Source organism: Variovorax sp. J22P240, from assembly GCF_030316855.1.
Classification (GTDB): domain Bacteria; phylum Pseudomonadota; class Gammaproteobacteria; order Burkholderiales; family Burkholderiaceae_C; genus Variovorax.
This window is the reverse complement of record NZ_JASZYR010000005.1, coordinates 107099-121882: the sequence shown is the minus strand read 5'-3', so window position 1 is coordinate 121882 and position 14784 is coordinate 107099. Positions and strand designations below refer to the sequence as shown.

The following is a 14784-nucleotide window of genomic DNA, read 5'->3' as shown; positions in this document are numbered from 1 at the left end:
GCGAGTCGAAATGAAAGTTCAGGCCGGCGATGCATCGGCCGGCGCCGCGGACAAGGACGGCAGGGGCAAGCCATCGAGCGCATGCGCCAGCGCGGCGCGGCAACGGGTCTCGTCGCCGACCTGCTCGAACAGCAGCAGGGCAAGCCGCGCGAGGAAAAGCGATTCTCGCTCCGCGCCGGCCTCGCTGATGGCGCGAGCGCATTCGGCGTAGACGCGGTCACGCGCGTCGTGGGTCAAGGCGGTCATGCCAACTCCTTTCGGGCGAGCGCGGCGGCACGTGCCAGCGCACGCAACAGCCCGCCCTGCGGCACGCGGCGCCAACGCGCGGCCACATGGCCGTCGGGACGCAGCAGATAAACGGCGCCCTGCTCGGCACCCAGGGCTTCGAAGACGGACTCGCCGGCGCTGCCCGGCGGCAGTTCGCACACGACGACCGGCACCGGCCCGGCCTGCGCCGTGACGATGTCAGCGGCCAGCGTGGCGTCGGTGCTCGCCATGTTCAGCACGAGCACGGTGAAGCTCGACCGTAGCCAGTCGGTGAGATGCAGGTCGAGCGCCAGGGGCTGGTCGGGCATCACCTCCCCCGGCCGAGGGCCCGTCGCAAGCTCGTCGCCTTCGCTGGACAGCGGCGAGGCGTCGTAGCACACGGCCTGCGTCTGTCGCGGATTGATCAGGTTCGCGATCCCGCGGTGCGCGCCCGACAGCGACAGCGCCGCTTCGCGCAGCAGGTCGAACCCCCGCGAGGGCGGCGACATGAATTCGGTGCTGCGCATCGCGTTCTCGGCGTTGATGTGAAAGGCCGCGATGCGCTCCTGCGAATAGCTGTCGAGCAGCGTGTCGGCGGACACGCCGCGCACCACCAGCGCCAGCTTCCATGCCAGGTTGTCCGCATCGTCGAAGCCCGAGTTCAGGCCGCGCACACCGAAGATCGGCATCGCGTGGGCTGCGTTGCCGGCAAACAGCACACGGCTGTGGCGATAGCTCTCCAGCGTCATCGCGCCGGCCCGGTAGACCGAAGTCCACACCGTCTTCCACGGCAGATGGCCTTCGCCGATCGCCTCCAGGTGCCGCTGCACGAACTCCTGCACCGCGGCGGGCTGGAGCGCTTCCTCGGTGCTCTGCCCCGCACGCAACTGGTAGTCGATGCGCCAGATGTCGTCGGGCTGGCGGTGCATCAGCACGGTCGATCCCGGGTTCCACGGCGGATCGAACCAGGCGCGCCGCTCGGTCGGATGCTTGCTGTGCAACTCGATGTCGATGATCACGTAGCGGCCTTCGTAGCCGGTGCCTTCGAGATTGAGACCGAGCGACTTGCGCACGAAGCTCTGTCCGCCATCGCAGCCGACGAGCCATTGCGTGCGCAACGCGTAGGCACCCAGCGGATTGCGGGACTCCAGCGTAAGGCCGTCGGCGTCTTCGGCGAAGCCGGTGAGTTCGGTGCCCCAGCGAATGTCGATCAAGCCCGGCGTCGCTTCGTTGCGGCGGAAGATTTCGTCCAGCAGGTATTGCTCGATGTAGTACTGCTCGAGGTTGATCATCGGCGGCAACTTCTGCTGCGCGTCGTGCGGCATCTCGAAGCGAAACACCTCGTCGGTCTTGTAGAAGCTGCGCCCGCCCGTCCAGGGCAGGCCCTTCGCCAGGAAGGCCGGCAGCGCGCCGAGGCGCTCGACGATCTCCAGGCTCCGGCGCGAAATGCATGCAGCGCGGCTGCCGACACAGACCGTGTCGTCGGCTTCGAGGATCACGCAGCGAACACCGTGGTTCGCGAGTCCGAGCGCCAGCGACATGCCGACAGGGCCGCCTCCCGCGATCACGACCGGATGGCGGCCGGGCTCGACGCCCTCTTCCAGCGGCGGGAGCCAGGGCTTGAACTGCGTGTAGTGGAATTCACCGACCGAGGGCGGCAGTTCGCCGGCAACCGGCGGCAGCGGGCCTGTCGCGGCGTCGCCGGAGCGTGCGGCGGGTGGGGTCACAGCGGTAGTCATGGGCAGGATTGTCCCGATGCGGGCTGGTGGCCGATGTCGTAACTTCATACGAAGTACTAACCCTAGGAACCGGAATTTGCGATGAAGCGATGGCCAATACGTGGCGCAGAACACGCCGTGGCTACGCCCGTCGTCAGCGGCGTGCTCGCCGGCATCGGCACATCGCACCTGGCGGCCAGCTATCTCGCCGCCATGCACTGCGTGCTGCCGGTGACCTTCTGCACCGTGTTCGCAGTGAGCGCGACGGGCCGCATCGAAACCGTGTCAGCCGCCAGCGCCTACGGAAATACCGCGGAGCGCACGGCCGAACGCTACGTCGCGCAGCGCTTCGACCTGCTCGATCCCAACATGGCCTGGCTCGCCGCGCGCAAGCTGCCGAAGCGCGCGCAACTGTGGCTCGGCCACCAGCATGCGGAGGAGGTGGCCGACCCCGCCTACCGCGCAGCCTGCTACGGCGACGTCGGCATCCGTGAGCGCGCTTCCGTGCTGGTTCTGCTGCCGACCGGGCAGCGCGCGGCGGTGAGCTTCTATCGCAGCTTGGCGCAGCCCGACTTCGACTCGACGGATTTCAGGTTGCTGGAAACGCATGCTGCGCTGCTGGCGGACGCCACCGCGGCACACGGCCGCATCGCGTTTGCGGCGCGCGAGGCGGTGGAGCCCTCCCTGGCTTCGCGCCTGCTAGGTCTGAGCCTGCGCGAACGCGAGGTGATCGGCCATCTGCTAGCCGGCAAGACCGCCAAGGAAGCAGCGCGGGAGATCGGCGTAGAACTGACCACAGTGCGGACGCATCAGTATCGGGCGTTTCGGAGGTTGGGGATCAGGACCGTGAAGGAGTTGCTATCGGCACGCTGACCGATCAATGGCAATTCGTAGCGCTACGTGACCGCCCCCGGTGCCACCACTTCCTGATCGATCGCCCCGAAGATCGTCTGCCCGTCCTTCCCCTTCATCTCGATCCGGATGGTGTCGCCGTACTTCATGAATTCGGTGCTGGGCTGGCCGTCCTGGATGGTCTCGATGCAGCGCTTCTCGGCGATGCAGCTGTAGCCCTTGGGCCATTCCATGCGTCCGCCCTTCTGTTCGAAGCCCTTGTTGCTCACCGTGCCGCTGCCGACGATGCTGCCGGCGCGCACGTTGCGCGTCTTGGCCATGTGCGCGACGAGTTGGCCGAAATGGAAGGTCATCTCGTCGCCCGCATCGCACATGCCGACCTTCCGGCCGTTCCAGGTGCTTTGCAGCGTGAGGTGCACGCGGCCGCCCTGCCAGGCATCGCCCAGTTCATCGAGCGTGACGGCGACCGGGCTGAACGCGGTGGCGGGCTTGCTCTGGAAGAAGCCGAAGCCCTTGGCGAGTTCGGCTGGGATCAGGTTGCGCAGGCTCACGTCGTTGGCGAGCATCACGAGGCGGATACCGTCCAGCCCCTGTGCGGGGGTGGCGCCCATCTTCACGTCGCCGGTGATGACGGCGATCTCGGCCTCGAAATCGATGCCGAAGGCTTCGCTGGCGACCACGACCGGGTCGCAGGGGCCGATGAAGTCGTCGCTACCGCCCTGGTACATCAGCGGGTCGATATAGAAGCTGTCGGGCACTTCGGCGTTGCGTGCCTTGCGCACCAGTTCGACGTGGTTGATGTAGGCCGAACCATCGGCCCACTGGTAGGCGCGCGGCAGCGGTGCCATGCATTGCACGGGGTCGAACGGAAAGGCGTGCCGGGCACGTCCCCCGTTGAGCGAGTCGTACAGATCCTGCAGCTGCGGGCTCATGAAGCCCCAGTCGTCGAGCACCTGCTGCATGCGGCTGGCGATGCCGGTGGCGTAGTGCGCGCTGGCGAGATCGCGCGAGACGACGACGAGCTGGCCGTCGCGCGAACCGTCTTTGAGGGTGGCGAGTTTCATGGTGGCTGCGGATGCCGGCGCGGCATCGCTACTAAACTGGTTGGACGGGCGGCAGTGTACCGAGATGAACCTCGCGGGCGGCGCCTGATCCACACCTCATGCCCACGCTTGCTTCCCCTGCTGCATCCGACGTTCCGCGCCCGCCGTGGCGGGCGCTGGCGTTGCTGACCTTGGCCGTGATCGCCGCGCACCTGGCCTTGCTGGGTGTCACGCCAGTCTCTGTGGGGACCCGGCAGACGCCCCTCGACACCAAGTTCACCACGCGGACCATCGTCATCGCACCGCCGCCCGCAGCAGCCCCGCCGGCGCCGATGGCGGAGGCCAAGCCGCAGCCCCTGCCGACGCCTCCAAGGCCGGCGCCCCGTCCTCCCCGCCCGGCGGCAACGGCGCCGGAACCCACGCACGAACACGCACCCCAGAATTTGCTGGCGCAGAACGCCATCGACGCAGGCGAAGCCGAAGCACCTGCGTCGCCCGACGCTTCCGATGCAGGGACATCGGCCACGGGTACGGGTACCGGCGACAGCGCCGCAGCAGGAGCCGCTGCAGCCAACGAAGCGTCCGCGGCCAATATGCCGGGCGCGGTGCCCCTGCACATTCCGGGTTCCGTGCGGCTGGCTTTTGCAGCGACCGCCCAGGTGGGAACGACTCCCATGTCCGGCGTCTTCGGCGAACTGGTCTGGATGCAGGACGCCGAGCACTACGACGCCCGCCTGTCCCTCACTTTTCTATTCAAGACCCTCCGCCGCTGGACCAGCACCGGCGCGATCGGCAAGACGGGCATCGAGCCCCTGCGCTTTTCGGACACGCGCAAGACCGAAGTCGCCTCGCACTTCGCCCGCGACCAGGGCCTGGTGATCTTCAGCAACAACACGCCGAGCGTGATGCTCCTGGCGGGCGCGCAGGACCGGCTGAGCGTGCTGCTGCAACTCGGCGCCCTGCTCGCCGGGGATCCGCTCCGCTATCCGCCCGGGTCGGTGATCGCCGTCCAGACTGTCGGCCCGCGCGATGCCGAGATCTGGACCTTCAACGTCGGCGAAGAGGAGCAACTGAGCGTGCCCGCCGGCAATTTCACGGTGCGAAAGCTCACCCGCAACCCCCGCCTGCCCTTCGACGACAAGGTGGAAGTGTGGCTGTCGCCCGAGCTGGCCTACCTCCCGGTGCGCCTCAGGCTGACCCAGGCCGGAGGCGACTTTGTCGAAATGCAACTGCGTGAACAAGTACCGTTGCGGCCCTCGAACTAGCCATTAGCATCGGAGAAACAAAAAGATACAGGCGAGTGCCTACAACGCAACGATCGATATTGAAACTGGCGCGTTGATTGCTATCTAACCACCATGAATGCCATCGACATCCTCACAGGACCCGAAATGCAAATGCTCTACGACTCCGACTCGTTCGTCGTCGTGCACGTGCAGCCGACCGAAGGCGAAGCGCCGGTGGCGCCGCACCTGCCCGTGCTGGCGCGTCATGGCTTCGAGATCGTCGACAAGCGCTCGGGCAAAGAGGTTTACCTCGACGGCTCGTGGGCCGAGCTCTTCCAGCAGCAGATTGCGGCCTGGCAACTCAATACGCCTACACAGGAAGAAGTGGAAGACACCCTCGAGGGCTACGCCGAACTGGCGCACACCCCCGTGCTGGTTCACTGAGCGCGCCGACGCTCCCTGCGGACCAGCCACCCGTACATCGGGCCGACGATCAGCAGCACCGCCACCAGGCGGCACACCTGGAACGCCGTCACGACCGGCACGCCGAGTTGAAGCACCTTCGCGGTGATAGACATCTCGGCGATCCCGCCCGGTGAAGTCCCCAGGATCATCGTGGCCGGATGCAGTCCGGTCACCCGCGACAAGCCCCACGCGAACGCGCCGCACAGCGCGATCAACCCCAGCGTCCCGATCGCCACCGTTGCCAACCAGCGTGGCGCCGTGTGCAGAAACTCCCGGCTGAATCGAGCCCCGAGGCTCACGGCGATCACCAGCTGCGCCGCGTTCGACAGCCAGGTCGGTATTCCCGACAGCTGCTGCCCGGCGACGGTCAGACCCATCGCCACCAGCAAGGGCCCCATGAACCAGGGGTTGGTGCGACCGGCCGCCCCCATGGCGAGACCGCCCAGCCCGGTCGCCATGGCAAGCAAGGCCAACCCGCCCGCATGCACCACGCGGGTGCTCGACGCATTGATCTCGAGCCCGTGCATCCCGCTCCACTGCATCCCGAACGGGACCAGGATCGTCACCAGCACCACCCGCAGGCTGTGCGCGGCAGCCACCAGATCCGTCCGGGCCCCTGCGCGTTCCGCCAGCAAGGTCATTTCCGATGCGCCGCCGATCGCGCCTGAGAAGTAAGTCGTGGCTCTCATGGAGTGCACCGGTATGTGCGGCATTCGCTTCACATGCAGGCGATGCAACCAGAGCCCGAACACCCAGCCCATCGCCAACGCCCACACGATGGCCAGCGCAATCGCCCACCAGACGCCCGCGACCAACGAGACCACCTGCGGCGTGAAATAGAGCCCCAGCGCGACGCCGATGACCCACTGCCCCGCATTGCGCAAGGGGGTATGGCTCGCAGTCGGCACCCCGAGGATCGAGGCGATGGACACCGCCAGCAGCGGACCGATCATCCATGGCAGCGGCGTATGCAGCGCCACGCACGCGCCGGCCGCCACCAATGCGAGCAGGAGCGTGGCAAGAACACGAATCGGGAATCGGAGGGACACGGACAGGAAGAATCGGAAGGGAACGGCGGCGGAGCGCTCAGGCCGGGGCATTAGTATGGCCGCATGCTTTTTCGACGCTCTTTCACGCTGTCCTGCATGGCGCCGCTGCTCGGCATCGCAATGCTTTCCGGCTGCGCGGGTTTCGCGCCCGCCGCAGATGCCCCGACCGACCGCCGCGTCGCCGTACTGCTTCCGGTCGACGCACTGCTGCTGGGCGAACAGCACGACGCCTCCGAACACCAGGTGATCGAACGCGAAGCGGTCGAGGCGCTGGCCGAACGCGGACGCCTGGCGGCGCTGGCGATCGAGATGGCGGAGGAAGGAAACAGCACCGCGCATCTGCCGAAAGATGCAAGCGAAGCGCAGGTCCAGGCCGCGCTCAGCTGGAACGACAAGGGCTGGTCCTGGGCCGCCTATGGCCCTGCGGTGATGGCCGCGGTGCGCGCGGGCGTGCCCGTGGTCGGCGCCAACCTGCAGCGCGCCCACATGAAGGACGCGATGGCCGACGTGTCGCTCGACGCGCAGTTGAACGACGACGCCCGCGCTGCCCAGCGCGAGGCCGTGCGCAGTGGCCACTGCAACCTCCTGCCCGAATCGCAAATCGTCCCGATGACCCGTATCCAGATCGCGCGCGACCGAGCGATGGCTCAGGCCGTTGTCAAGGCGAAGCAGCCCGGCAAGACGGTGCTGCTGATAAGTGGCGCCGGCCACAGCAACAAGCGGCTGGGCGTGCCGCAGCACCTGCCGACCGATGTGTCGGTGAAGGTGGTTTGGATGCGGGCCGGGCTGGGCGACGCCACCGACGGCGCCTTCGACGCCGTCTGGGCGACCCCGGCGCTCCCTGAAAAGGACTACTGCGCCGGCGTCAAGCGAACTTCTTGATCGAATCGGCCAGCGTATTGACCAGCGTGTCGATGTGCGACTTCTCGACGATGTACGGCGGCGCGATCACCAGCACGTCGCCGGCCGGCCGCACCAGCGCGCCCTTGTGGTAGCAATCCAGGAAGACGTCGTAGGCGCGCTTGCCCGGTGAGCCCGCGATCGGCGCGAGTTCGACCGCCGCCGCCAGCCCCAGGCTGCGAATGCCGATGACGTTCGGAAGCCCCTTGAAGGTGCTGTGGAAGGCATCGCCCAGCACCTTGCCCATCTCGCCGGCGCGCGAGAAGAGCTGCTCCTTCTGGAACAGCTCCAGCGTCGCGATGGCGGCCGCGCACGCGACCGGATGGCCCGAGTAGGTGTACCCGTGGAAGAACTCGACGACGTGCTCCGGCGCCGAGGTGTTCATCATTTCGTCGTAGAGCTTGTCGCGGCAGATCACGCCGCCCAGCGGAATCACGCCGTTGGTGACGCACTTGGCGAAGTTCAGCATGTCCGGCACCACGCCGTAGTAGTCCGACGCGAAGTTGGTGCCCATGCGCCCGAAGCCGGTGATGACCTCGTCGAAGATCAGCAGGATGCCGTGCTTGTCGCAGATCTCGCGCAGCTTCTGCAGGTAGCCCTTGGGCGGCACGTACCAGCCGGCCGAGCCCGCGATGGGCTCGACGATGATCGCCGCGACGTTGCTCGGGTCGTGCAGCGGCAGGATGCGCTGCTCCAGGTCGGCCAGCGGGTCCTCGGCCCACACCGGCTCCTGGTTGTGGATGTAGGCGTGGTTCGCCGGGTCGTGGATGAAACGCATGTGGTCCACGCGCGGCAGGAAGGCCGAGCCGAACACCTTGCGGTTGCCCGGAATGCCGCCCACCGACATGCCGCCGAACCCAACGCCGTGGTAGCCCTTCTCGCGGCCGATGAAGAGATTGCGATGGCCTTCGCCGCGCGCGCGGTGGTAGGCCAGCGCGACCTTCAGCGAGGTATCCGCCGCCTCGCTGCCCGAATTGCAGAACAGCACCTTGTTGAGGTCGCCCGGCGCCATCGCGGCGATCATTTCGGCGGCCTGGAAGGCGCGGTCGTTGCTGACCTGGAAGGCCGTTGCGTAATCGAGCGTGTCGAGCTGCTTCTTGATCGCCTCGTTGATCGGCTTGCGGTTATGGCCCGCACCCACGCACCACAGCGAAGAGATTCCATCGATCACCTTGCGACCGTCGTGCGTGGTGAACTCCATCCCGTCGGCGGCCACGAAGACCCGCGGGTCCTTCTTGAAGTGGCGATTGGGGGTGAAGGGCAACCACTGGTTGTCCATGCTGAAGTCGTTGAAGGCCATGAATCGCTCCTGCGGGTTCGTTCTTGCTGGGAAAGGGCATTTTGGCACCGGCGACGCCCGACGATGGGCCTGCGACAATGGCCGCCCTTATGAATCCCGCGTACATCCTCACCCTTTCCTGCCCCGACCGCACCGGCATCGTCCATGCCGTTTCCGGCTTCCTGCTCGAGCGCGGCGGCAATATCGAAGAAGCGGCGCAGTACAACGACCACGGCACGGGCCTGTTCTTCATGCGCGTGCGCTTTGCATGCGACCAGAGCGAAGCCGCGCTGCGCGAGCAGATCGCCGACCTCGCCTCGAAATTCGGCATGCGCTGGAAGCTGCATGCGGCCGCCGAACCGATGAAGACCGTCATCCTGGTCAGCAAGGAAGGCCACTGCCTCAACGACCTGCTGTTCCGATGGAAGAGCGGCCTGCTGGCCATCGACGTGCGCGCCATCATCTCGAACCACCGCGACTTCTATCAACTCGCGGCCAGCTACAACGTGCCCTTCCACCACATCCCGGTGACGGCCGCGACCAAGGCGCAGGGTGAAGCGAAGCAGTTGGAAATCATCGAGGCCGAAGGCGCCGAACTGGTGGTGCTGGCGCGCTACATGCAGATCCTGAGCAACGATCTCTGCACCCAGCTGGCGGGCCGGGCCATCAACATCCACCACTCCTTCCTGCCCAGCTTCAAGGGCGCCAAGCCCTATTACCAGGCGCATGACCGCGGAGTGAAGTTGATCGGCGCCACCGCCCACTACGTGACGGCCGACCTCGACGAGGGCCCGATCATCGAGCAGGACGTGGAGCGCGCCGACCACACCGACACGGTCGAAGACCTGACCGCACGCGGCCGCGACACCGAGAGCCAGGTGCTGGCGCGCGCCGTCAAGTGGCACAGCGAGCATCGCGTGCTGCTGAACGGCCACCGGACGGTGGTTTTCCGCTGAGCCTGCCCGCTCAGTCGGCCTTGATGTTGTTCGCCTGGATCACCTTGCGGTAGAGCGCGTACTGCTCGCCGATCGCGCGACCGAAATCCTCCGGCGAGGTCCCGCGCACGGTGATGCCCAGGCCGACGAGCTTGGCGTTGGTGTCCGGATCATCCAACGCACTGCGCATGGCAGCATGCAGCCGATCGATGATCTCCTTGGGCGTGCCCTTGGGCGCGACCATCGCGAACCACGAGTTGAAATAGAAGTCCGGCAAGCCGGACTCGGCCACGGTCGGCACGTTGGGGTACTGGGGCAGGCGCTTCGACGTCGACACCGCCAGCAGGCGCAGCTTGCCGCCCTGGATCAGCGAGGTGACGGTTCCCAGCCCCTGGAATGCCGCATCGACTTCGCCGCCCGCCACCGCGACTGCCGCCGGCGTCGCGCCCTTGTACGGAACGTGCGTCACGTTGATGCCGGCACGCGAGGCGAACATCGCCATCGCGATGTGCTGCGGGCTGCCGCTACCGCCCGAGCCGTAGTTGAGCTTGCCAGGCGATGCCTTCGCGGCCTTGATGAAGTCCTCCACCGTGCGCAGCGGCGAATCCGGCGGAACCACCAGGCCCCACTCGATCGTGCCGACCAGCGAGATCGGCGCGAAATCGGTCAGCGCATCCCAGCCCGCCTTGGGGTAGATGTGCGGGATCATTGTCAGCACGCTGTCGTTGAAGCCGCCGATGGTGTACCCATCCGGCGCGGCGTGCGCGACGCGGTCGGCGCCGATCAGGCCCGAGGAGCCGGGGATGTTCTCCAGGACGAAGGGCTGCCCCAGTTCGACACCCATCTTCTGGGTCAGCACGCGCGCGCCATTGTCCACCGCGCTGCCCGCCGCGAGCGGGATCACCATGCGGATCGGCTTGGTCGGATAGGACGGCTGCGCCGAAGCAGCCACCGCCGCGGTGCAGATCCACACGGCGGCCAGGAGGCGTTGCAGGAATGTCATGGGTGTCTCCGTTCTTTCTTCTTTGAATACCTGACGCGGTTCAGCGTAACCCGGGGATGCCGAGGCTCGCGGCCAGTTGGTCGAGGTCGTCGACCAGCGCGGCCGCGACCGGCACGCCGCTCTTCTCGTACGCCGCTCGCCGGCCGTGGCTCTGCTCGCCGGGCAGCCAGATGCGCTCGACACCCGGCAGGCGCTCGCTGTTGCGTATGTCACGCACCAGGGTGTCGACGGCGCCCTTGAACGGTCCTGCGCCGCCAAAGGCCGCGAGATCGATCACCAGGATCGCTTGGCCGGTGTTGGTGGGTGTGACGTGGTCGGCGTTGAAGTCGACGAGGTCGCGCCCCATCGCAGCGCCTTGCAGCGTGCCCGCCAGCAGCCCGACGATGAGCGCCAGGCCATACCCCTTGTGGCCGCCGATGGGCATCAGGAAGCCCTCGTGCGCGCGGCGAGGGTCGGTCAGCGGGCGCCCTTCGCGGTCGATCATCCAGCCCTCGGGCATGGGCTCGCCGCGCTTCGCCTTGGCCTTGACCTTGCCGTAGGCGGCGACAGTGGTCGCCATGTCCAGCACCACGGCGGGCTCTTCGCCGGCGGGAATGCCGGCGGCTATCGGATTGGTCGACAGCAGCATCTCCATGCCGCCCCACGGCGGCAGGTGGTTGGCGTTGCCGACGGCGAAGTACAGCCCGATCATGTCGTGCGCCACCGGCATGCGCGCGTAGAGCGAGGCCGGCCCTGCATGATTGCTGTGGCGCGTGCCCACCCAGGCGACGCCCGCGTTGCGCGCCTTCTCGATCGCGATGCGGACCGCCCGCGACACCACCAGATGCCCCATGCCGTTGTCGCCGTCCACCACCGCCATGGCGGCACGCTCCTCGACCACGCGAATATCCGGTCGGACATTGATGCCGCCCGCCTCGATGCGCTGCACGTACTGCGGGAGGCGAATGATGCCGTGGCCGTCCGAGCCCTGCAGGTCGGCCTCGGCCATGAGCCCGGCGACGCAGTCGGCGTCGGCGGCTGGCAGGCCGACACGCACCAGCGCGGCGGCGGTGAAACGCTCAAGGCGCTCACTGGGAATCCATATGCTTTTGCTATCGGTCGTCATTCGTCGCGGCAGGGTTGCTGCGCGTGCGCCGCGCCCCGGTCTTGTCTCCGTGCTGCTGATTTCGGACGCAGTCTAGGTAAGAGGCGCACCAGCGTCCAATGCCGAATCGGTTCGCAGCCATATCATTCTGCGATTGCTCGAACCACCGGCGAGATCCCATGAACCTTCGCACCCTGCGCTATTTCGTCGCCATCGCGGATGCCGGCGGCTTCACGGCGGCGGCCGCTGCGCTGTCGATCGCCCAGTCCGCGCTGACGCGCCAGCTGCGGGACCTGGAGTCGGAACTGGGCGTGCAGTTGCTGCAGCGCGGCCCGCGCGGCGTGCGGCTGACGCAGGAAGGCGCCACGCTCTATGAGTCGGCCCAGCGCATGCTGGCCGAATCGGCGCGCGTGCGGCAACTGCTGACAAACGGCGATGCGACCGCCGAGTCCACTGTCGTGCTCGGTGTATCGCCCACGCTCACGCGCGTCCTGCTGCCCGGCGTGTTCGAGCGCTGCCACCACGGCCTGGCCGGCATCCGGCTGGTCGTGCGCGAAGCTTTCACGCCGCAACTGCTCGAAAGCCTCGAGCGAGGGCTGACCGACATGGCCGTGCTCACCAACCCCGAGCCCAACCGCGCCCTCGCCCACCAACCGCTGCTGGCCGAGCCATTCGCGCTCATCACGCCCTCGGACCGCAACATGCCGCCGGTGGTGCCGCTGGCCGCGCTGGCCAAGGTCCCGCTGCTGATGACGCGGCTGCATCGCGGCATCGTCGAACGCACCCTTGCGCCGCTCGGGACGCGCCTGAACATCCAGGCCGAGATCGACTCGGTCGATGCCATCCGCGAATTGGTGCTGCAGGGGCGGTGGGCGACCGTCATGCCGGTGTCGGTCTTCAAGGAACAGCGCATGGACACCGTGCGCCTGTCGGAAGTCTCCGGCGTGCAATTGCACCGCATGCTGATGTTGGCCACACGCATCGAGCGGGCGCAGAACTCCGCCATCGCTGTTGTGGCCGACGTGGTGCGGGCCGAAGCGGGCAAGCTCGCTGCGGCCGGTGTTTTCAGCTTCGGATCGGCGCCTGCATCGACCAGGACGTACACAATGGCGGCATGAACACCGAGACAGTCGAACCCCCGGTCGCTTCGTCCTCCCGCAGGGAGCTTCAGGCCAAGGTCGTGAGTGCCTTGCGCGCGAAGCTGCCGTCGCACGCAGTCCTGTCCAACGACGAAGACACCACGCCCTACGAATGCGACGGCCTCACCGCCTACCGGCAAAGGCCCCTGGTGGTCGCACTGCCCGAAGACGAGGCCCAGGTACAGGCCGTGCTCAAGGCCTGCCATGCGCTCGGCGTGCCGGTCGTGGCGCGCGGCGCGGGCACCGGCCTCTCCGGCGGCGCGATGCCGAATGCGGTGGGCGTGACACTGTCGCTTGCCAAGTTCAACCGCATCCTCAAGGTCGACCCGGTCAGCCGCACGGCGGTCGTTCAATGCGGCGTGCGCAATCTCGCGATCAGCGAGGCGGCCGCGCCCTTCGGCCTCTACTACGCGCCCGATCCTTCGAGCCAGATCGCCTGCACCATCGGCGGCAATGTGGCGGAGAACTCCGGCGGCGTGCACTGCCTCAAGTACGGCTTGACCCTGCACAACGTGCTGCGCGTGCGCGGCTTCACTGCCGAGGGCGAGCCCATCGAGTTCGGCAGCGAGGCGCTCGACTGCGCCGGACTCGACCTGCTGGCGCTGGTGATCGGCAGCGAAGGCATGCTGGCCGTGACGACCGAAGTCACGGTCAAGCTCGTGCCCAAGCCGCAACTGGCGCGCTGCATCATGGCCAGCTTCGACGACGTGCGCAAAGCCGGTGACGCCGTGGCCGCGGTGATCGCCGCCGGCATCATCCCCGCCGGCCTGGAGATGATGGACAAGCCGATGACCGCCGCGGTCGAGGATTTCGTGCGCGCGGGCTACGACCTCGAGGCCGCAGCGATCCTGCTGTGCGAATCCGACGGCACGCCCGAGGAAGTCGAGGAGGAGATCGGCCGCATGACCGACGTGCTGCGCGGCTGCGGCGCGACCGCCATCGCGGTGAGCGAGAACGAGGACGAGCGCCTCAAATTCTGGAGTGGCCGGAAGAACGCCTTCCCTGCCTCCGGCCGGATCAGCCCCGACTACATGTGCCTGGACTCGACCATTCCGCGCAAGCGCCTGGCCGACATCCTGCTCGCCATCCAGCAGATGGAGAAGAAATACAACCTGCGCTGCTGCAACGTCTTTCATGCGGGCGACGGCAACCTCCATCCGCTGGTGCTCTTCGATGCCAACGACCCGGACGAACTGCACCGCTGCGAACTCTTCGGCGCGGACATCCTGGAGACCAGCGTAGCGATGGGCGGCACGGTGTCGGGCGAGCACGGCGTGGGCGTCGAGAAGCTCAACAGCATGTGCGTGCAATTCACCGCGGCCGAGAACGAGCAAATGTTCGGCGTCAAGCGCGCCTTCGATGCAACGGGCCTGTTGAACCCCGGCAAGGTCATCCCGACGCTGCAACGCTGCGCGGAGTACGGCAAGCAGGTGTTCCGTGGCGGACAGGTGCAGCCTTTCGCCGACCTCCCCCGCTTCTGAAAGGTCTCACTCGATGAATGGCTTGCGCGGCATGGCCTGGCTGCTGGTGTTCCAGTCGATTGGCGAACTCCTTTCGAGAGGCCTTTCACTTCCTCTCCCCGGACCGGTGCTCGGCATGATGCTGATGCTGGCGGGCCTTCGCTTCGAGGTGGTGCGCAAACCAGTGGCCGAATGCGCTGGCTTTCTGCTCACGCATCTCTCGCTGCTCTTCGTGCCGGTCGGCGTGGGCGTGATGACGCACCTCGCGCTGCTCGGCCAGTACGGCGGGCGCATGCTGGTCATCATTGCGCTGTCGACGTGGATCGGGCTGGCCGTGACCGCGCTGGTGCTCTACTGGCCCGACCGCAAGCTGGAGGCCTGACGG

General features: G+C 67.2%; 15 protein-coding genes. 8 read left to right on the top strand and 7 right to left on the bottom strand.

The genetic code is table 11. From position 1 onward, the window contains the following. Window positions 1-18: 18 nt before the first annotated feature. Together QTI24_RS15405 and QTI24_RS15400 are read right to left on the bottom strand one after the other, a co-directional pair. Window positions 19-246 carry a hypothetical protein gene (locus tag QTI24_RS15405; protein WP_286601565.1) on the bottom strand — a complete coding sequence of 76 codons (228 nt, stop codon included), beginning with the start codon at window positions 244-246 and terminating at the stop codon, window positions 19-21. Further along, entirely contained in the window at window positions 243-1985 is a 1743-nt protein-coding gene (locus QTI24_RS15400; RefSeq protein ID WP_286601564.1) for an FAD-dependent monooxygenase, read from the bottom strand. Before QTI24_RS15400 ends, QTI24_RS15405 begins: the two co-directional genes overlap by 4 nt. Before the next feature lie 117 nt (window positions 1986-2102). Between QTI24_RS15400 and QTI24_RS15395 the strand changes: the two genes are divergently transcribed. Continuing rightward, complete coding sequence (locus tag QTI24_RS15395; RefSeq protein WP_286601563.1) at window positions 2103-2837, top strand: helix-turn-helix transcriptional regulator; 735 nt, start codon at window positions 2103-2105, stop codon at window positions 2835-2837. Between the two features lie 23 nt (window positions 2838-2860). Here QTI24_RS15395 and QTI24_RS15390 read toward each other — a convergent pair whose 3' ends face one another. Beyond that, window positions 2861-3880, bottom strand: coding sequence for a fumarylacetoacetate hydrolase family protein (locus QTI24_RS15390; protein ID WP_286601562.1), 1020 nt, complete (start codon window positions 3878-3880; stop codon window positions 2861-2863). 98 nt (window positions 3881-3978) lie between these two features. Here QTI24_RS15390 and QTI24_RS15385 point away from each other — a divergent pair, with 98 nt between their 5' ends. Continuing rightward, window positions 3979-5124 (top strand): DUF3108 domain-containing protein, encoded by a 1146-nt coding sequence (locus QTI24_RS15385; protein WP_286601560.1) that lies wholly within the window; start codon window positions 3979-3981, stop codon window positions 5122-5124. 93 nt (window positions 5125-5217) lie between these two features. Further along, a complete protein-coding gene (locus QTI24_RS15380; protein ID WP_081781478.1) occupies window positions 5218-5529 on the top strand; it encodes a BTH_I0359 family protein in 312 nt (103 codons plus the stop codon). On the opposite strand, the gene QTI24_RS15375 is transcribed toward QTI24_RS15380, so the two are convergent. After that, complete coding sequence (locus QTI24_RS15375; protein ID WP_286601558.1) at window positions 5523-6599, bottom strand: AbrB family transcriptional regulator; 1077 nt, start codon at window positions 6597-6599, stop codon at window positions 5523-5525. The genes QTI24_RS15380 and QTI24_RS15375 overlap by 7 nt on opposite strands. Window positions 6600-6695: 96 nt before the next feature. Between QTI24_RS15375 and QTI24_RS15370 the strand changes: the two genes are divergently transcribed. After that, the gene (locus tag QTI24_RS15370; RefSeq protein WP_286601557.1) at window positions 6696-7481 is read left to right on the top strand and encodes a ChaN family lipoprotein; all 786 of its coding nucleotides are present in this window, start codon (window positions 6696-6698) and stop codon (window positions 7479-7481) included. On the opposite strand, the gene aptA is transcribed toward QTI24_RS15370, so the two are convergent. Further along, complete coding sequence (aptA, locus tag QTI24_RS15365; protein WP_286601556.1) at window positions 7465-8799, bottom strand: omega-aminotransferase AptA; 1335 nt, start codon at window positions 8797-8799, stop codon at window positions 7465-7467. The two genes, QTI24_RS15370 and aptA, sit on opposite strands and share 17 nt — an antisense overlap. Before the next feature lie 89 nt (window positions 8800-8888). Between aptA and purU the strand changes: the two genes are divergently transcribed. Beyond that, entirely contained in the window at window positions 8889-9734 is an 846-nt protein-coding gene (gene purU, locus QTI24_RS15360; protein WP_286601555.1) for a formyltetrahydrofolate deformylase, read from the top strand. 10 nt (window positions 9735-9744) lie between these two features. Here the strand turns inward: purU and QTI24_RS15355 are convergent, their stop codons facing one another. After that, on the bottom strand, window positions 9745-10716 hold the full coding sequence (locus tag QTI24_RS15355; protein ID WP_286601554.1) for a Bug family tripartite tricarboxylate transporter substrate binding protein: 972 nt from the start codon (window positions 10714-10716) through the stop codon (window positions 9745-9747). Window positions 10717-10756: 40 nt separating this feature from the next. After that, window positions 10757-11821, bottom strand: a complete 1065-nt coding sequence (locus tag QTI24_RS15350) for an Ldh family oxidoreductase (RefSeq protein ID WP_286601553.1) — start codon at window positions 11819-11821, stop codon at window positions 10757-10759. Between the two features lie 158 nt (window positions 11822-11979). Between QTI24_RS15350 and QTI24_RS15345 the strand changes: the two genes are divergently transcribed. The 3 genes from QTI24_RS15345 to QTI24_RS15335 are packed head-to-tail and all read left to right on the top strand — an operon-like array spanning window position 11980 to window position 14781. Beyond that, the gene (locus tag QTI24_RS15345; RefSeq protein ID WP_286601552.1) at window positions 11980-12918 is read left to right on the top strand and encodes a LysR family transcriptional regulator; all 939 of its coding nucleotides are present in this window, start codon (window positions 11980-11982) and stop codon (window positions 12916-12918) included. Then, window positions 12915-14420 carry an FAD-linked oxidase C-terminal domain-containing protein gene (locus QTI24_RS15340; RefSeq protein WP_286601550.1) on the top strand — a complete coding sequence of 502 codons (1506 nt, stop codon included), beginning with the start codon at window positions 12915-12917 and terminating at the stop codon, window positions 14418-14420. The genes QTI24_RS15345 and QTI24_RS15340 overlap by 4 nt, the downstream gene beginning before the upstream one ends. A 13-nt stretch (window positions 14421-14433) precedes the next feature. Further along, on the top strand, window positions 14434-14781 hold the full coding sequence (locus QTI24_RS15335; protein WP_286601548.1) for a CidA/LrgA family protein: 348 nt from the start codon (window positions 14434-14436) through the stop codon (window positions 14779-14781). The last annotated feature ends 3 nt before the right edge of the window (window positions 14782-14784 follow it).